The sequence below is a fragment of the Vibrio sp. ABH4_348 genome, from assembly GCF_056159765.1.
Genome location: NZ_JBSWVW010000001.1, coordinates 1,015,832 through 1,035,358 on the forward strand (window position 1 = coordinate 1,015,832; position 19,527 = coordinate 1,035,358).

Here is a 19,527-nt window from a genome sequence, read left to right on the forward strand (position 1 = left end):
GACGTATGAACGCAATAACAAGTCACATAAATCTAATGATGACAATCACCAATACTCAATGGTTGGAGTCTGGGCTGATTGCCAAGCATAACTGGCGTAGAGAAGGTGGATTCATTGGATCCAGTCCGTCATCAGAGTGGCAATTGAAAGACCGTAAAAACACCATTGAAGGAGCGCATTGTCAGGTGCTGACGGTTGATGGGGATTTTTGCGTCAAAGATCTGAGTGGCCAAACCTATGTCAATGGTTCACATATGCCGATAGGCAAGGGCGCACTGGCTAGATTGTCCGACCAAGATGAAATTCAAATTGGTCCTTATCTGATAAGAGTTGACCTAAACCCATTTGATGAGGCGAAAACTGAAGCCGATCGTCTTTATTCTTTGATCGATTTTGACGATTCATTGGTACCACATGAACTAACTCAAGATGAGGGTGAAGATTGGACTGAGCCGCAAGCTGTCGATCCACTAAAACTGATTGATACACCAAGCTCTAATTCTGCGGTTGAACGAGAACTATTGGTAGGTTTGGACCAAGCCGAAACTTCTGAGATGAATGAATCAAACGCAATCAATAGATCTCTTGTTGCCAGTGAGAATTTGGGCTTGTCGAAATCAAGAAACACTGAGCCTTCAGATTCAAAACAAGATTTAAGCACGTCATTGCGAATCAAACAGTTTTTTGGCTTCAAAAAGTCCAGTGAGCCTTTGCCAAATACCAACCATCAAACGTCTTCAACGGTTCAATCAGAGATACCCAAGTCTCAACCAGAAAGTCAGAACGTCGAAGAGCCCAATACAAAATCCGCATTGGTGGATTCTTTTCGACCACAGGAGTCAAATATGGATAAGCATGTCCTCGATTTGTTAGAAACTGAAATGCCATCGAGCTCGGAAAGCAACCAAACACAAATCGATACTCAAAATTCAGGACATCTACTCACAGGGCCAATGTTAGCAGGACTCGATGTTGACCTTTCAGAAGGGAAGAGCGTCGAGCAGCTTCAGCATTTGTCTTTTGAATTAGGACAAGCGCTACAAGCGAGCATACGGGGTGTTCTTGCGATTCAAGACGATTTCAGAAAAAGTCGCTTTGGTGTACTTAATCGCAACCTTCAACCAATCGAAGATAATCCGCTTCGTCTTGGTGAAGATTACCAACAGACGTTAAAAACGCTATTTGATGACAGTCAGACTGGTGTGCACTTGTCAGCTACCGCTTCAATAGCTGAAAGCTTACGTAACTTTCAAATGCACAATATAGCAATGCAAACAGCAGCGTCTGAGGCTTTGCAACACATACTGAAAGCTATGAATCCAAGCGTGCTGAAACGACGCTTTGCCCACTACCGAAACAGCGAAGAGACGGGGCAACCGGGTCAAGCTGATTGGGCTTGGTCTATGTACGAAAAATACTACGACGAACTAGCATCAAATCGCCAACAAGGATTTGAGAAAATTTTCTGGGAAATCTTTGAACAAGCCTATGACCGCAAAGTGCGTGAATTGCAGCTGGAGGTCGAGTAGTCATGAGGTGGATTACATACCTAGTTGCACTATTGGTTCTGATTGGATGTTCTTCATCAAGTGATTTGGAGCTTGAGCAGCCCGAGCAAACGACTGTGACCTTTAGCCTGGTCGTGGACGAAGGTGTTAACCCCAATATATGGGGTAAAGCTTCGCCAATCGAGGTTCAAGTATTTGAACTGCAAGATGACTCGATGTTGATGTCAGCTGACTACGACATGCTCAGAGAAGACTATGAAGATGCGCTAAAAAGCAATTTCGTCGAGGCTTATGATTACGTGTTGATGCCGGGGCAATTCAAATTCGTGAATGAGTTTTCGGTCAGTGAAGATACTAATTATATCGGTGTGATCGCCAGATTTAATGATCTTGAGCTGAGTGAGTGGAAAAAAGCCGTCAAAGTACTGAATAAGGGAAGACAGTATCACTTGCTGATGTACTTCAAAGACTACGACGTCAAATTAGAGAAAGTGGAATAGATATCAATGCATAGCCGTACACGCGTGATATGGAATGAGGGGCTGTTTATTAAACCTCAGCATTTCCAGCAACAACAAAGACACATGGACTACCAACTACAACAATGTTTGCAGTCAATAAGTCAGTACCTGTTTGGTATATCGCAAATTGCCATTAATCATGAATATTTATCGTTTGGCAGAATAGCCGTAGAACGAGCATCAGGCGTTATGCCTGATGGAACCGTGTTCAAAATACCAGAAGAAGACCACTATCCCGACCCAATTGATGCGTCACAAAAGGACTTGACCAACCAACTGATATACCTCGCTTTACCGCTGCGTTGTGATTCGCTGCTTGAAGTGAATTGGCCTGAAATAAAAGGTACAGGTCGATATGTTTCAGAGCAGGTACAAGTGCGAGATACCCACAGTGTATCGGGTGACAGCATGACGATGGATGTGTCACCGGTTAACTTGCAATTGATGTTGGAATCAGAAGACCGAAGCAATCATGCTTTCATCGCGATTGCTCGCGTCATAGAACAACGCCCCGACGGCAGTATTGTCCTGGATGAAGACTTCTTACCGTGTCATTTAAACAGTGCCTCTAACGTACGTCTAAAACGATTCATGAGTGAGTTGGTGGGGTTGGTTAAAGAAAGAGCCAACAATATCGCTCACCGTATCAGTGATCCTTCTCAACAGGGTGTTGCCGATGTTAACGATTTCATGTTGCTTCAAGCACTAAATCGATATCACCCTGAACTCAAACATTTGGCAGAATTGGGCAGCTTGCATCCAGAGAGATTGTACCAAACCTTGTGTGGATTAGCGGGTGAGCTTTCCACTTTTACCGATGAAAGTCGATTGGCGCCAACCTTTCCGAGTTATAACCATGAGATGCCTGCGGTATGTTTCCGCGAGGTGAGTAAGCAACTGAGACAGAGCTTAAGTGTCGTGCTCGAACCCAAAGCCGTGTCTATTCGATTGGATAAACGCAAATACGGCCTTATGGTTGCGGCAGTCCATGACAACCATTTGTTTACTGAGGCTGAATTCATTATTGCTGTTAAGGCTAATATGCCGCCTGAGCAACTCAAAAACGCCTTTGTTCAGCAAACCAAAATTGCCTCGGTAGAGAAAATTAGAGAGCTGATTTCGTTGCAGCTTCCCGGTGTTCCACTTATTCCGTTGGCCGTTGCTCCAAGAGAGCTTCCTTATCACGCAGGTTACACCTACTACCAACTCGACCGTGAAAGCAGCCAATGGCAAATGTTACTAAACAGTAGTGGATTTGCGTTCCATGTAGCAGCCGCATTTGAGCAACTGGATATTCAGTTTTGGGCGATAAGGAAATAAAGATGTATAGCGATAAAAAGAATACGCAATACAGCAAGTTGCTGTTTGATGACGTAGAGCGAATCAATCATGACCAAGACTATTGGTTTCAGCTACGCGGCGATAACCACAATCCACTAATCGACGCCGCTACGCCCCTATTTGGTTTATCCCTCCGCGTAAGAAAACTGACGGAATGCCCCAACATTGATGCGATTTATCATCAGACCATCGAGGAGATCAAATCCATCGATGTCGAGCTATCAGAACAAGGTTGCGATCAAGCGGTTCTAGTCGCATTTCGATATGTACTTTGCACTTTTCTTGATGAAGCAGTGATGAGCACGCCTTGGGGAGCCGCAAGCCCTTGGGCTGAGCAGTCGATGTTGTCTCGTTTCCAAAATGAAACTTGGGGAGGTGAGAAGGTGTTTTCAATCCTAAACCGCCTCGAAGAAGACCCGGTAAAGTATCGACTGTTACTGGAATTCATTTATCACTGCTTATTGCTTGGCTATGAGGGCAAATATCGCGTGATGGAAAATGGAACGATGGCGCGAGACAAGGTTATGCAGCAGCTTCATGACTTGATTCGTTCAATTAATCCAGCCAAAGAAGGCGCTCTGCTAGACAGCTCTAGCAAAGTTCAGAAAAAACGCTATCGCGTCCGCAAGCAGATCCCAATCTGGACGGTTTTTTTCAGCTTTGTCCTTATCTGGGCGGCAATGTTTGCTGGTTATACCTATGTCTTGGACCAAAAAACAGCCGACGTTCTTTCTCAATTAAACCAAATTTTGTAACTAGCTAGGTGACACCGTGATTCAAATAGAACTTTCATCACTGATCGACAAACTTAACCAGCAGTCCAAGCTAGCTCTAGAGCAGGCAGGCGCTCTGTGTCTCGATAAAAAAAGCCCAGAAGTTACCGTTGCGCATTTTCTCCATTCACTGCTAGAAAATCCCCTAGCTGATATTCGAGTGTTGCTTAAAAAGACGCACATTGACCATCAAGCATTGCGAGACGCGTTATTGTTTCAAGAGCACCACGAGACAAGCGTTGAAAGCTACCCTTCGTTTTCACCGCTCCTTATCGAAGCTTTGCAAGAATCGTGGTTGCTCTCTACGACTGAACTTGATCAAACAGAGCTGCGCTCTGGTGCATTTTTATTGGCGGTACTAAAACGAGCACCGAGATACCTGATGCCAAAAGCCGCCGACTTATTGTCGCCGATTAATCGTGAAGTTCTGCAGTCTGAATTTGCAAGCTTATTGCAAGATTCCTCAGAAAACCCTTCTCAAACAAGCGATAAAGCGGGTCAGTCTACGCTGATGAGCCCGGAAAGCTCTGTGTTAAATAAATATTGTGTAAATCTCACGCAACAAGCCAAAGACAATGAGTTGGACCCTGTATTGTGTCGTGATCCAGAAATTGATCAGATGATAAATATTCTGTGCCGACGTCGCAAAAACAATCCAATCGTTGTTGGTGATGCGGGGGTGGGCAAAAGTGCAGTAATTGAAGGGTTAGCGCAGCGAATAGCAGCAGGAAAGGTACCAGAAAAGCTCAATAATATTAGCTTGTATTCACTCGATTTAGGTCTTCTTCAGGCTGGTGCGTCTGTAAAAGGCGAGTTTGAAAAGCGTTTGAAAGGCATCATTGACGAGATAAAACACGCCCCTGAGTCGATTATTTTGTTTATTGACGAAGTCCACACTCTCATAGGTTCGGGAAATGCCGAGGGAACCAGCGATGGTGCAAACCTATTAAAACCCGCATTGGCGAGGGGAGAGCTCAGTACCATTGGAGCCACGACGTGGAAAGAATACAAGAAGTACTTTGAAAAAGATCCGGCACTGACTCGCCGTTTTCAGTTGGTCAAGCTTGACGAACCTAGTGTCGAACAGTCGGTAGATATTCTTCGCGGCTTAAGTGGTGTATATGAAAAAGACCACGGTGTATTGATTTCTGATGACGCGCTGAGAGCTGCTTCTGAACTATCGGCTCGCTACATCTCTGGGCGACAGCTTCCAGATAAAGCTATTGACGTGTTAGATACGGCATGTGCGCGAATCTCCATTAATTTGAGTTCCCCACCTAAACAGTTGTCTTTGTTGGAAACCAAGCTTCTGCAAATGGATCTTGAAATTCAGTCGATTGAGAGGGCGAAATCGCTTTATCTGGAGATTGATCAGCAGCGCTATGACGAGCTACTGACTGGAAAACACGAATACAGTATTCGTATCGAAGAATTGCGCACAGAATGGCAACACCAGAAAGAGCTGGTGGAAACCATCATTAACTTACGTGACCAACAGCTCAATCCAGATGAAGATGAAAAAGAACATGATGAGAACGTTGTTTCTATTGAACAACAGCTGAGAGAAGCCTATCTCAAATATCAAAACATTGAGCAAAACAAGCGACTTATTCACCCTGAAGTAGACCATGAGCAAATTGCAGAGGTGGTAGCAGACTGGACAGGAGTGCCAGTCGATCAAATGCGCTCGGATGAGTTAGATAAAATTACTCAACTCAGTGACATACTTGGTGAAACTATTAAAGGCCAAGATGTCGCCATTAAAACAGTGCACCGGCACTTACTAACTGCGAGGGCCGATCTGAGGCGACCGGGACGACCCAAAGGTGCATTTTTGTTGGTGGGGCCCAGTGGTGTTGGTAAAACTGAAACCGTTGTCCAACTTGCCGAACAGCTCTATGGCGGCCAGCAATACTTGACCACCATTAACATGTCTGAATATCAAGAAAAACACACGGTGTCGCGCTTGATAGGCTCACCTCCTGGCTATGTTGGCTATGGCGAAGGCGGCGTTTTAACCGAAGCGATTCGCAAAAAACCATACTCAGTTGTCTTGTTAGACGAAGTGGAAAAAGCGCATCCAGAAGTGCTCAATTTGTTTTATCAGGCGTTTGATAAAGGCGAATTGGCCGATGGTGAAGGAAGAAAAATCGATTGTCAAAATATCGTGTTTTTCCTGACCTCTAATCTAGGGTTCCAGACCATCGTCGACCATCAGTCATACCCTGAACAATTGGAAAAAGCACTCTACCCTGAGCTGGCAGACTTTTTCAAACCAGCGCTGTTGGCACGAATGGAAGTGGTACCTTACTTACCGCTAAATAAAGAGACACTGGCCGAGATTGTTAAGGGCAAATTGAGTCGATTAGAACGGTTGTTTGCAGAGCGTTACAGTGCTCAAGTCACCGTCGAGGACACATTGGTTGATGAGATTTTGCTCCGTGCCACACGTTCTGAAAATGGTGCGCGAATGTTAGAGGCCATCATCGATGGACAGCTGCTTCCACCGGTTTCTCTAGCATTATTGAATAAGCTGGCAAGCAACGAGCCCGTTAAAGCAGTGAGGTTGGCTGCCGCTGACGGAGAACTCATCGGAGAGGTGGACTAAGCATGTCTCAATGGTTGGCATACACAACAGATTTGGTAAGCGCCAAGAGTAAATCGGAGCTTAACCAAAAGCTGATACAAAACTTAACTCGCGCGTTAGGCTTGTCTAAATGCGAGTTGCTGTTACCCAATGCCGAAGGGCGCATGTTGGTCGCACAACGCACAGATCAAAGGCTGGCGTGGCAAGTGGATAACTTGGATTGCCCATTTGGGCATATTCTCCAGTCGTCAAACAGTATGTTGTTAAGCAGCGAAGACTTACTGTTTTGGCAGTCCGACCGCCAGTTTGCCAAATTAACCGCGAATGTTGGCATGTTTGAATGCGTGTCTATACAACCACTCCCAGTTGGACAATCCCATGTCCATGCCATTGCTATGATGATAGGTGACAAAGATCGGCTATCAAAAGTATTGGGAGACGACAGCTTTGTTCAGTTTTTACAGGTGTATAGCCATCAGTTAGATCTTCTTTCTAATATGGAAAAAGGCGAGCGAGGACGAAAAGACCTTGCCGAGTCTTACTCTGATTTTCAGAAAGACACCAAACAAAAAGAATTGGCGTCGATTTTAGAATCAACCTTGATTGGTGATTCTGTGGTAATGAACAAACTGCGCACCCAGATCGCTCGCGCAGCGGATTCGTCTCTTTCTGTTATGGTGCAGGGTGAGACTGGTACGGGTAAAGAGCTTGTGGCTCAAGCCATTCACGATTTGTCTTCGCGAAGAGAGCAACCTTTTGTCGCGATCAACTGTGCCGCAATCCCTGAAAACCTGCTAGAAAGTGAACTGTTTGGTTACGCTAAGGGGGCATTTTCTGGTGCGGAAAAGCCACACGACGGGCTACTGCTTCAGGCAAATGGCGGGACTTTGTTTTTAGATGAAATTGGCGATATGCCTTTGCCCTTGCAAGCCAAACTATTGAGGGTTTTAGAGACTAAAACGTTTAGGCCAGTGGGTGGTAAGCAAGAGCTGTCATCAGATTTTCGATTGGTCTCCGCAACGCATGTTAACTTGAATGAACAAGTGCGCCAGCGTTTGTTCCGACAAGACCTTTACTATCGTCTGTTCCAGTACCCGTTGAGTTTGCCCAAACTCGCTGAGCGTTTGGTCGATATCGAGCAGCTCAGTGAGCACTTCATTAGTGATTATAACCAGTCGCATAATACGCAGGTAAGAGGGATTGACTACAGAGCGTTGGACCTTTTGCACCAGTATCATTTCCCCGGAAACGTTCGAGAGCTCAAACACCTTATTGAATTTGGATGTGCGCAAACTTTAGACGGTGAAGTCATTTGCCCAAGAGTTCTGCATAACCGATTACCGGCCGCTTCATTTGAACAAATACAACCGTCATTTGAAGAAGCGAGTGTGTATCCGCACTTACAGCAAGATCCTAAGCCGAAGAGACCTTTGGGAACCTCGGAAGGTCAGCGACATCGTTTTGGTAATCTCGCCATCATTGATGACCTAAAAAAAGCCATTACTGAATACGAAGCAGAAATCATCCGAGATCGACTGGCGTATTTTTCCGGCGACAGAGGAAAAGCCGCAAGAAGCTTAGGCATTCCCAAGCGGACCTTAGCGTACAAGTGCCAGAAATTGGAGCTTTAATCGATGGCTGGGATTAGGTGGGTTTTAGGTTTAATAGTCTGTTTTACGTTGGTATCTGTTCAATCTTATGCGGCTGAATCATTGGAGGTGAGCGAAGCGAAAGTGTCGGAGTGCACGTCAATAGTCTCTCGCTTGGATCGATTAGCGTGCTTTGATGCTCTGTTTCAAACACCCATGAATATTGTTGAAAATACAGCAGTTATCGCTTCATTTCCGCAAGCTTGGTATCGAGCCAAAAATACCATGAAGTCAACCCAAGAGCCGATGCAGCTAGTGGTCGATGGTGAAGGGCGTGGAGCAGAAGCTTGGCTAGTGCTAAGACCAATGCGAACGTTGCAAAATGAGGTGCCACCACTGCTTATGATGAGTTGTATTGACGACATCAGTCGCATTGAATTGGTACTAGATTCTCCAATTGCGGCGGCAAGAAGTCGCGTCTCTCTATTTAAAGATGTGACCGAAGTTTGGCGAGCTGACGACAGCGGATCCGTTTTTAGTTCAGCAAGAGGCCTTCCTGCTATTCGGGCGATGAAGCGTCTTTCTACGCAGTCAACGCTGAGCGTAAGGGCGGACCAATCCCAGCTGGACGGCTATGTTTTCGATTTGACTGATATTCGAGCAGGTTTGTCTGAACTCGGTGACCGTTGTGGGTGGGAGGTGTAATGGATAGTCAATCTGTTTTAACGCTTATTGCTCAACCGATACCGGGTGATAGCGCCATTGGGGCAAAGCTTATTGATGATCCTTTGTTTGATTTTGTTGATGAACAAATGATGAAAATCGGTTCGTTGTCCCATGGTTCGATTCAGTGGGTTGAGACCGAAAAAGCGGCTTTGTCTCTGTTATCTGAAAGAAGCAAAGACATTCGCTTGCTCGCTCATTTCCTGCAGTGTCTTCATCATGCAGGTTCTGTAGATAAGTTTATTTTGTCATGCAAAGTGCTAAGTACGTTTGTCGAAAACTATTGGGTAGAAAGCTATCCCGCACCGGGTGAGCGAGGCAGGCTCCCACGTCGCAAACTGTTCAATCAGATCTTAAAGCGATTCGAACTTTATTTTGAAAAAAATCAGCTTGATAACTACCGTGAGGAAGATCTAGATCTACTGCGCAATGCGGTTCAAGACTGGACTCAGGTTTTTGAATCTAAAGAAATACTCACTGAGGGCGCGAGCAATCTGATCGCACACGTTGAACAAAAGGTACGCAGCGCCAAAAATACCGCGCAAGAACGTGCCAAAGTAGACCAGCAAGAAGCTCCTAAACCAGCGGCAACTGCAGCCAGCGTAGATACGTCTTCAGACAAAGACGCTAAACAAACTCTATTAAAAGTAGCGGATTTTTTATCCGACTCTGAAATGGGTATTGCTCTTGGGCTTAGGTTGCGCCGCTACGCTATCTGGTTTGCGCTAGATTCACTGCCTGACAGTGACAGCAAAGGAAAGACTCAGCTCAGAGCGCCTCAAGGGGATCGCATTCAAGAATACCGTGACAGCGCGGACTCAGGGAATTTGCAGTTGTGGCGGCAGTTAGAGCAAAGCTTAACCCTTTCACCATTTTGGATTGAAGGACACTATTTAAGTGCTCGCATGGCAAAAGCTATGGGACAAGCCGAATGGGAAGTCGCTATTTTGCAAGAGACCCAAAGGTTTGTTGCTCGATTCCCCTCAATCACAAGTCTCAAGTTTAAAGATGACTCAGAGTTTACCACTAGCCAAGTTGTCGATTGGTTGAATTCCGGGACGAACAATAGCCAGCACCAAAGTGGTTCCGATGACTGGCTGACCCGGCGAGAAGAGGCCCTGTCACTGGCAAAAGAGGGCGGGGTAGCACTAGCAATGACCAGTGTGAATGACAGCTTGAATCAAGCACGAGAACTCAGGGACCAATTCTATTGGCGCCTGCTTTCAGCAGAACTACTAAAAGCGAGTCAACTGGATGCGCTTGCCAAAGAGCAATTTTCAACTTTGAAAAACCAAATAACCGATTTGAAGGTGAGTGAATGGGAGCCTTCATTAATCAAACAATTACAAACAGCAACAACGTCAGATTGAACAAGGATTCAAAACCATGTGGAACTTCGTATTTAGATTGGCAAGAAAATTCAAGCCCGGCTTGGTTTCTGCATTTCCAGCCTTGTTACTCACACTCTTTGTGTTAGTGAATGTGGCAATTTGGTGGGCAGGTCCTTGGCTTAACATCGCAGGTGATTTTCCGCTTGCTCCACTTATGGCCAGAGCTATTGCCAGTGCATTGTTTTCACTCTTGTGTCTTGCGGTATGGGGAATGTGGCAATCGCAAAAGCTTAAAAACTTACAAAAAGAGCAAGCTCATGCTCTCGCAGTGAAACAAGACCCAATTCGAGTCTTGGAGCTAAACCAAGAAAAAGAACTCGATGCTATGATGTTGGAAATGAAAACCAGCATTAACCGTGGCAACTACTTGTACGCGCTGCCTTGGTATTTGGTGCTTGGCTTGGAAAACTCGGGCAAAACCAGCCTAATCAACCGCTCGGGGCAAAATTTCATCTTCTCAAGTGTGTTAAAAGCGTCTGGTCGTCGCAGTGAAAATCCGTACACCTTTGACTGGTGGGTGGGTGACAACAGTGTACTCATCGATCCTGACGGCGAGCTGTTGACTCAAGGGCAGAAAACCCAAGAAGAAGGTGAGATGGAGCGCAGACTTTGGGTCAATTTTGTTAAGTGGCTTGAAAATACTCGCAACCGTCGTCCACTAAACGGTGTCATTCTAACGGTAGACATATCACATATTGCTACTGCGACAACGGCTGAACGCAAGGCGTATGCCAATATCTTGCGAGCGCGATTGCGCGAGCTGATGGAAACCCTTTCCAGTCAGATGCCTGTCTACATTGCACTGACAAAATTAGACTTGTTGTACGGCTTTGAACCTTATTTTAAATCGCTATCTAAGGCTGAAAAAGAGCAAGCATTTGGATTTACGTTTTCGCTAAATTCAAGCGGTCAGAACTTGGATAAATGGTTAGATGAGTTTGCAGAGCAGTACTCAGAATTTGTCGACCGAGTTAATGATTCTATTCCAGAGCGAGTCTTGGATGGTCTGAGTTTGGAAGACCGCAATGCGGTGTACAGTTTCAGTAGGCAAGTTGCTGGGTTGCAACGAGTATTGCATCAGTTTTTTGATGACGCATTGTCAAGTGATCAGTTCTCAACATCTGCTTTGGTTCGAGGCACCTATTTCACTTCTGTCTATCAACAAGGTGTCCCAACTAACGCATTTGATGACGCGGCGTCTCGACGATATGGCTTGTCTCACGCAATCAATCGAGCACAAAAAGCATCAAATTCCACAATCTACTTCACTAAACGTTTATTCCAAGACGTGATTTATCCCGAGGCCGGATTAGCGTCGGATAACTTCCGCGCCAGTCGCCGCAAGCGTCGTGCTCTGGCTTTATCGATGCTTACCTGCAGCGTCGCAACTGCGTTACTTGGGCTGGGTTGGCACAAGCATTATGAATTAAACATGACTCGCGCTGATGAAGTGTTGGAACGAGTTAATCTATACACGCAAGATTTTCCTAATTCACTACGCTCTGAGACCCAAGCGGATATTTTGGAATCCTTAAATCAGATTCGCAATGCAACCCTTGCCTTTGGGGTGTTTAGAGAAACACCCAAGCACATCTCAGATATGGGGTTGTATCAAGGTCATGATATTGGTCCTAAGGTTGAAGAGACCTATTTGAGTTTACTTCGCAGCAAGTTTCTGCCGATGTTAATGGCCGATGTGATTGTCGATATGGAAAATGCTCAGTTCAGTGAAGAAAGGCTGGCTAAATTACGTGTTTACCGAATGATGACGGACAGTAGCGGAGGCTATCCAGAGTATGTGAAGAACTACTACGGGAAGCTTTGGCAACAGAATTTTGCTGGGCAAAAACGTCAGCAAGGTCAGCTAATGGAGCACCTAGAGTACGCATTGGCTCATATTAGTCTCGAAGGTGAGCGACAAGCAGGCCATGAAGTTTCGTCTCGAGTTCTAGCACCTTATGACTGGACCATCCGACAGGCGCAAACTGAACTAGGCCAATTGCCTACAGCGGAACGCGTCTATCGCAATATAAAAGCAGATGCCGAATCTACGTTGGGCGCGGATACCACGCTTAGAACTCTGGTCGGTCCGGTCTTTGATGTCGTGTTTGAGTTTACGGGTGAAACTGACTTTGAAACTCTCATTCCTCGCTTGATGACGAAAGACGGTTATCACAAATACTTTTCGCCAAAAACAGAGTCGGTGACTGAACTTGCTTTGATCGACAGTTGGGTTCTCGGACAAGTCGCAGAGAACAAGTTCACCGAGGCGGATAAGCAGCAGCTAAAACGAGAAATTCGAGATCTTTATGCATCAGACTATGTGAATGTTTGGCAAGACGCGATTGAGCAGATTGATGTGAAGTATTTTGCCAATATTCAAGACGGTGTCAGCTTGTTAGATAAGCTAACCAGTAATCTGCAACCAATGCAGAAATTATTGCTGACCTTACATGAACACACTCGATTCATGAGCGCGCTGAATTCTGAGGCTGACGAAGAAGTAACTCAATCACCTAAGTATGAGCTAGCATCCAAAATATCTAGCCCGTTCTCTGACTTAACGCAGCTGGTGCATAATGAAGGTGGTGCGGCGTCTGATGTGTCTGAATTACTTGGCTCAATAGAAGCGCTCGAAGGGTACCTCCGTTCTATTGGAGAAGCTCCTGATGTCGGTATGGCAGCGTTGGATGCCACGAAATCGAGAATGAAGCTGGTGAATGCCGACCCTATCTATACGATTCAGCGAGTCGCGTCCGGATTGCCAAAGCCACTGGATCGAATCGTTAATAAGTTAGCGGACGAAAGCTGGATTGCTGTGAAGCGTGAGGCGATAGAGCACTTAGAAGTCAAATGGTATGAAGATGTTTATCAGCCATTCTATGCTAAGTTTGCCACTCGTTATCCATTCAAGAAGTCCGCGAAAAACGATGTTTCCCTTGATGACTTTGAAGCCTTTTTTGCTCCTAACGGAACACTGGATAACTTTTATCGTTCACAACTCAAAGTCTTTATTGAAGAGAGAAATGCGGCTGGTGTGATTGGCGAAAAAGAGGCGTTGATTCGTGCTGATGTTCTTGATCAAATTGAGCAAGCGCAGCGCATTCGTTCTGCATTTTTCAACAGGAAGGGAATTCTCGATGTGAATTTTGCTGTTGAACCCTTGTATTTGAGTGGCAACAAAAGACGAGCCGTCCTTAACGTCGATGGCCAATTTGTTGAGTACGCTCATGGCCCCCGCGAAAGTGTTGAGTTAATTTGGCCAAACACACTTCGCGACAGTGCTGTGTCTAAGGTGACGTTAGTGCCGACAAAACGCAATGTATCTCCGCGCTCTGTCCATAATCAAGGCCCTTGGGCACTATTTAGATTGCTTGAGAAAGGCGCGGTTGTGTCTGCGAGTAACACCTTTGTGGATTACAAGTTTGAGGTTGACGGGGGCGATATGGTGTATCGATTGCACTCAGAAGCAGACGCTAACCCGTTTACTGATCGTTTGTTTAAATCATTTAAGCTCTCAAGAACTCTGTATTAATTCATAACTAATCTTGTATTTACGGGCAGCTATTTGCTGCCCGAACTATTTATATGACAATCAAATACTATATCGGTAAACGCTGCCTGACAGTGTGTTATGAGCAATCCTTATTAGTTGAGAATCACCACTACGATCAAATTCTCGAGCAAATTCGCAATCAAACTAACCCGTTAGCAGGTAGCACGGATTGGACTTTGGTAAGACGCTTACTGGAACAAATGGCGATACAAACGGGTTTGGACGTCAAGCTTGCCTGCTATTGGGTTGCGGCAAGTTTCAAAACACGCGGTCTTGCTGGGTTGGTAGAATCCTTGCCATTTTTGTGCTGCTGTCTCACTAATTCTGATAATAGTAAACTGAAAAACAATGCGCTTCAGCAGCGTTCGTTGCATTGGCTCGCGAGGCTGTTAACGGATGAACTTAATGTTTCAACGTTTAACGAAGACGATCTCATTGACTTGTTTACCTGTGAAAAATTGATAGCGCAATTAGACGATATTATTCAGTGCGAACAGCCTAATTATGCTGTCGATTTCGAGCAACTCGCCTACGCGATATATCAAGTGTTAGAAAGCATGTCTGGGCTCGACGGTCGAAAAGAAGTACAAGTTCAAATGGCACTTAAACCATTTGTTCAATACTCAAAAGTAACTCAGGGCGCTTGGTTGTTTATTGCCTCAGTAATTGGCGCCGGTACCACTTTGTTTTTCAATTGGCTTTAGACCTGTTTATATACCCAAGTAACCTCGCATCTTGAAGTTACTTGGGTATACTCAAGTTACAAGTTTGCATCTGCAAATTTAAATAATTGAGTAAGGGAAGCGATGAATTCAAGTTGGTTGTTTGGGCTGTGTATTACAGTATTTGTTCTGGGCGGATGTACCACAGTTTCGCAACTAGATTCTGTGGCAGACAACGAAACTATCGTGACAGTTGTCAATGACCAGTTCTCTCTCGATGTGCCCACACTTGGTCAGCCCCTGTCGGCTACCATTGAAAGTTACAACCGTCGTGTTCAGCGTAAGAATCGTAGTTTGGTTATCAACTCTCAACTCGCTAACTCTCAATCGATGCAAAGCTATTTGTCAAGCTTAAGTGCTGAAGACGCGCAGAGCATCCAAGATTGGATTGATAGCCGCGATCCTGATCAGGAAGATGTCCTGAGTTTAATTGGTGTCGCCGATGTAGGTGATCTGGCGTATATGTACGATGAAGTTGGGGGGAATTTTCGGATCTATCGCTACGCTTACCCAAACAATTACCTTTCCGTTGAGATATCGTCGCTGGAAAATACAGCAGGTGAAAATGAAATTTATCGTTTTGCACTCGAGGTCGATGTAAAAAATTACCAATCCATCGCTAAGAAAGAGCCTCAGACATTAGATAATCTATTACTAGCGGAACAAATGTGGATTAGTACTTTAGTTCCAAGTCTGGATTACAAACAATTGGGACAAGTTATTCGCGATAGCTATCAAGCGTTAGAGGATAATCAATCGTATAAGGCATCTATTAATCGTTTCATGGTCTCTAAATCTTTTACTTCGCCACAGACTTTAGTGTTATTGATCGAACCCAAATAGGAGGGAACCCCAAGACTTTTTTAGAATGTAGTTAGTTCACGTTGAAAAATTAACGAAAAGACAGAGTGTTACAACTCGGTTTGAAATATCGATGACTCGCCCCTTATAAATTTCAATTGACCACAACGCCGTCAAGCCAATCTAAATCGCACAAAAATGTAATCGATAACACTCTCAGCGGCTTAAGTGTGTGCTTTGGGGCAAGTATACGGTAAAAATTCTGACCAAAATACTAATGATATTTTTATAACCTCAACCTTTTTATTAGCTTAATTTCGCGCAATAAATTAATAGGGGGTTTAACATGCGTATTGGTCTTTTGACACTAGCAATGGCTTCAGCACTGGGGAGTGCTTCAAGCTACGCTATAGAGCCAGCAACACTTTCTCAACTCGGTGATGGAATTGACTTAACCTACACCGTGTTGGACAACAAGCAAGATGACTGGCGTACCTTCCGAGCAAGTATCTCGCTCACTAACGACTCTGGCGTAGCGCTTCCTGCTTCAGGTTGGGCAATCTACTTTAGCCATATTCGAATGATTAACCAACTGGATACACAGGCTCTAAAAGTTACTCATATCAATGGTGACATTTTTAAAATTGAGCCAACTGCGCAGTTTGCAGAACTTGCTGCAGGTGAAAATTTGACGTTTGAATTTGATGCTGCCAATTGGCAAGCTGCTAAATCAGATGTGATGCCAAACTGGTATTTTGTATCAGAGCACGAAGGGCAAACTGTTACGGCATTAATTAAAAGCACCAGTAACCGTGTTAATGGTGCAGTACCAGTTAAACCAGACGAAGAGCTCGCTTTCGTCACCGATTTCTCTCAAGAAAAGCAATGGAAACGATACGGCAGTGCGGCAATCACCGATTTTTACGATCCTTTTAGTGCCAATGACCGTTATCAGCGCAACCAAGATCTCAGTGTGATTGCTGACATAAAGGGTATTGTTCCGACACCAGCAGAACTGACATTGGGTACAAACGCGGTCAACTTGGACTCTGAATGGGTTGTCGTTTATGACAATGAGTACCAAGATCAAGCGATGTTCTTGGCCAATGCGTTGAACCTAAATGCGGTTGATTGGACTCCACAAACCGAAAAAGTCATCAAAGTGGGTTGGGGTAAAGTGACGCTTAACGGAAGTGATGCTTGGACCGAAGCTTACAACTTAAACATTGATTCCAATACCAATGTCATTTCTATTAAAGCTGCAGACCCTGCAGGTGCGTTCTACGCAGCACAGTCACTATTGCAACTACAAGACGGTAATCAAATTCAAGATGCACAAGTAGTTGATGCACCTCGATTTGGCTACCGCGGTTTGTCTGTTGATGCGGTTCGAAACTTCCGTAGCAAAGACTCAATGCTGCAACTTATAGATCAAATGGCAACGTTCAAGCTGAACAAGCTTCACTTCCGATTGAGCGATGATGAAGCGTGGCGTATTGAAATTCCTGGTTTACCAGAATTGACAGAGGTTGGTGCGAAACGTTGTCATGACCTTTCAGAAACCAACTGTATGTTGCCATTCTTAGGAGCGGGCCCTGACGGCACCCCAGAGTCAAATGGCTATTACACCATCGCTGAGTACCAAGAAATCTTAGCGTATGCAGATGAACGAAACATTGAAGTGATTCCTGAGCTGGATCTTCCAGGTCACGCTCATGCTCCTATCAAAGCGATGGAAGCGCGATATCACAAATATGCGGCAACAGAACCTGCTAAAGCAGAAGAATATTTGTTGACGGATTTTGCTGACACGACTCAATATCTATCGGTACAAATGTTTACAGACAATGCGGTAAACGTCTGTATGGAATCGACTTATAACTTTGTAGATAAAGTTATTTCAGAATTAACACAAGTACATAATACAGTTCAGCCATTGCAACGTTTCCACTTTGGTGGTGATGAAATTGCCGGCGCTTGGAAAGATTCACCTAAGTGTGCCGAATTCTTTGCTAACAATAGTGATGGCGTAACTTCAGTTGATGACCTTAGCCAGTATTTTGTGCAGCGTGTAGCCAGAATTGCCGCTCAGTACGACCTGAATCTAGGGGGATGGGAAGATGGTCTTATGCACAACGGTAAAGTGTATGACCGAGCGGCACTCCCTAATACCAGCGTAAGCGGAAACGCATGGCAAAACATTTGGGAATGGGGTGTTGCAGATAGAGCCTTTAACCTTGCGAACAATGGATTTGATGTTGTTTACAACCAAGCTTCTCACTTCTACTTTGACCATCCATACGAGCCCGATCCAAGTGAGCGCGGTTACTACTGGGCCCCTCGTTTTACCGATACGCGAAAATCTTTTGGATTTATGCCTAAAGACTTGTTTGCCAACGCAGACTTCACTCGTGCTGGTGCACCTCTAACCAAACAAGATGTGCTAGATGCCGCCACAGTTAAGACATTGCTCCGTCCGGAGAAGGTATTGGGCCTGCAAGGTTCGGTGTGGTCTGAGACTATTCGTACTGAAGAACAGTTCGAAGGTATGGCTTTCCCAAGGTTGATAGCATTGGCAGAAAGAGCATGGCATGAAGCGTCTTGGGAAGCAGAAGATGCGACAGGCAAAGTCGTTGACAACGCGGCACGTAATGCCGATTACAACCGCTTTGCTAACTTGCTAGCTCAAAAGATTTTGCCGAACTTAGAAGCCGATGGCATCGCGTTTAACCTGCCAGTACCAGGCGGTGTTATTGAAGCGGGTGTTCTAAAAGTGAATTCACCTTTCCCTGGGCTAGCGGTTGAATACTCAGTTGATAATGGTGCGACTTGGCAAGCATATAATGCTGCACAAGCGCCAGCTGTATCGGCAGGTGTTTTAATCAGAACGGTTTCAGGTCAACGTTCGAGTCGTACGGCTCAAGTGAACTAATCTTAAGTTCCTAACCTTTGCCCCGCGAACGCGGGGCTTTTTTTATATACCCCATTCAAATTCAAAACAAGCGCATTCGTGCGTCACATCGACCAAAGTTTCAACCAAATACGACTCGCCACTAAATGAATTAATTTGTTCTGCATGTTTGGTTAACGCATTCAGTGCCGCAAGGTAAGCGGCATCAGACGCAACCCATACCTTTAATGCTAGATAGTTACCCTCTCTAAGTATTAATGGTTTTTGTATTCCGATACGTGACTCCCTGCCAACGTATGCCTGAATATTGTCTACCGATTTTTCAAGTTCGGACGCTTGAGTAACGGTGGTAAGCCCGACGCCATAACGCGGTGGCTTCTCTAAATAGGTATCCCAGTTTGGTGAGATAACCGATTTGCCGTAGATTTTCCGTAGCGGTTTGTGAACGATAGAAAATGTCAGTTCTTTCGCGAGTATCGCTTCAAGTGAGCTTGAACCAACGGGGTGTGCTAGCTTGGAAACCACCGAAGAAATTTCTTTTAATGTACCATTCTCAGAAAGGCTAACTAACTCTTTTGCGGTTAAGTTGAGCTCACGTTTAAGCGCTTTGGCAAAGGCTTGAGATGTTGAGAACCCAACTTGGAATGCAACATCCGTGACCGACATTTTTGAGTCAGCCATCAGGATTTCAGCCGCATATTGAAGTCTTATTCGAGCCAAATACTTTCCCGGTGTCTGATGAAACAAAGCTTCAAATTGGCGCAGAAAATGATAGTGAGAAATCGCACATTGCTCTGATATTGATTTCCAATCTAGCGCATTGCCATCTTCGATGCTGTTTAGCATCAAAGTTAGTGCTTTGATGAAACGTTTCTGCAAATGTTCAGGTAACTTGTCGACTAGTGCTTTTTCAGGAATTAAGTATTGGGTTTCCATGAGATGACGACCAAATAATTCAGTAATAGAAGAATAAAATATAGGCGTGGGAATCAAAACGATTGGTGATGAAAACTGCTTTTACTTCCACAAATCTTAGATGAGGTCTGACTAACCGCAATTTGAGACAATCTTAGGAGTTAGGATTTACATAGGCTTTTGGTCTTT

The 19,527-nt window shown here is 44.9% G+C and carries 13 protein-coding genes; 12 read left to right on the forward strand and 1 reads right to left on the reverse strand.

Features of this window, described 5'->3' with window-relative positions; all coding sequences use genetic code 11:
- The first annotated feature begins 5 nt into the window (after positions 1-5).
- From tagH to ACXAFJ_RS04590, 12 genes are all read left to right on the forward strand, one after another.
- On the forward strand, positions 6-1,529 hold the full coding sequence (gene tagH / locus ACXAFJ_RS04535; protein WP_475321718.1) for a type VI secretion system-associated FHA domain protein TagH: 1,524 nt from the start codon (positions 6-8) through the stop codon (positions 1,527-1,529).
- Between the two features lie 2 nt (positions 1,530-1,531).
- Positions 1,532-2,008, forward strand: coding sequence for a type VI secretion system lipoprotein TssJ (tssJ, locus tag ACXAFJ_RS04540; RefSeq protein WP_475321719.1), 477 nt, complete (start codon positions 1,532-1,534; stop codon positions 2,006-2,008).
- A 6-nt stretch (positions 2,009-2,014) separates the two neighbouring features.
- Complete coding sequence (gene tssK, locus ACXAFJ_RS04545) at positions 2,015-3,349, forward strand: type VI secretion system baseplate subunit TssK (RefSeq protein WP_475321721.1); 1,335 nt, start codon at positions 2,015-2,017, stop codon at positions 3,347-3,349.
- Between the two features lie 2 nt (positions 3,350-3,351).
- Positions 3,352-4,125, forward strand: coding sequence for a type IVB secretion system protein IcmH/DotU (gene icmH / locus ACXAFJ_RS04550; protein ID WP_475321722.1), 774 nt, complete (start codon positions 3,352-3,354; stop codon positions 4,123-4,125).
- Positions 4,126-4,141: 16 nt separating this feature from the next.
- Positions 4,142-6,751, forward strand: a complete 2,610-nt coding sequence (tssH, locus tag ACXAFJ_RS04555) for a type VI secretion system ATPase TssH (RefSeq protein WP_475321723.1) — start codon at positions 4,142-4,144, stop codon at positions 6,749-6,751.
- 2 nt (positions 6,752-6,753) lie between these two features.
- Positions 6,754-8,361 carry a sigma-54 interaction domain-containing protein gene (locus ACXAFJ_RS04560; protein ID WP_475321725.1) on the forward strand — a complete coding sequence of 536 codons (1,608 nt, stop codon included), beginning with the start codon at positions 6,754-6,756 and terminating at the stop codon, positions 8,359-8,361.
- 3 nt (positions 8,362-8,364) lie between these two features.
- Positions 8,365-9,024, forward strand: coding sequence for a type VI secretion system-associated protein VasI (vasI, locus tag ACXAFJ_RS04565; RefSeq protein WP_475321726.1), 660 nt, complete (start codon positions 8,365-8,367; stop codon positions 9,022-9,024).
- On the forward strand, positions 9,024-10,412 hold the full coding sequence (tssA, locus tag ACXAFJ_RS04570) for a type VI secretion system protein TssA (RefSeq protein ID WP_475321727.1): 1,389 nt from the start codon (positions 9,024-9,026) through the stop codon (positions 10,410-10,412). Before vasI ends, tssA begins: the two co-directional genes overlap by 1 nt.
- 16 nt (positions 10,413-10,428) lie before the next feature.
- Positions 10,429-13,968 carry a type VI secretion system membrane subunit TssM gene (tssM, locus tag ACXAFJ_RS04575; RefSeq protein ID WP_475321729.1) on the forward strand — a complete coding sequence of 1,180 codons (3,540 nt, stop codon included), beginning with the start codon at positions 10,429-10,431 and terminating at the stop codon, positions 13,966-13,968.
- 53 nt (positions 13,969-14,021) lie between these two features.
- Complete coding sequence (locus ACXAFJ_RS04580) at positions 14,022-14,693, forward strand: type VI secretion system ImpA family N-terminal domain-containing protein (RefSeq protein WP_475321730.1); 672 nt, start codon at positions 14,022-14,024, stop codon at positions 14,691-14,693.
- A gap of 102 nt (positions 14,694-14,795) precedes the next feature.
- Complete coding sequence (locus ACXAFJ_RS04585) at positions 14,796-15,554, forward strand: hypothetical protein (protein ID WP_475321731.1); 759 nt, start codon at positions 14,796-14,798, stop codon at positions 15,552-15,554.
- Positions 15,555-15,858: 304 nt separating this feature from the next.
- On the forward strand, positions 15,859-18,444 hold the full coding sequence (locus tag ACXAFJ_RS04590; RefSeq protein ID WP_475321732.1) for a family 20 glycosylhydrolase: 2,586 nt from the start codon (positions 15,859-15,861) through the stop codon (positions 18,442-18,444).
- 42 nt (positions 18,445-18,486) lie between these two features.
- On the opposite strand, the gene ACXAFJ_RS04595 is transcribed toward ACXAFJ_RS04590, so the two are convergent.
- Positions 18,487-19,359 (reverse strand): helix-turn-helix transcriptional regulator, encoded by an 873-nt coding sequence (locus ACXAFJ_RS04595; protein WP_475321734.1) that lies wholly within the window; start codon positions 19,357-19,359, stop codon positions 18,487-18,489.
- Positions 19,360-19,527 lie beyond the last annotated feature (168 nt).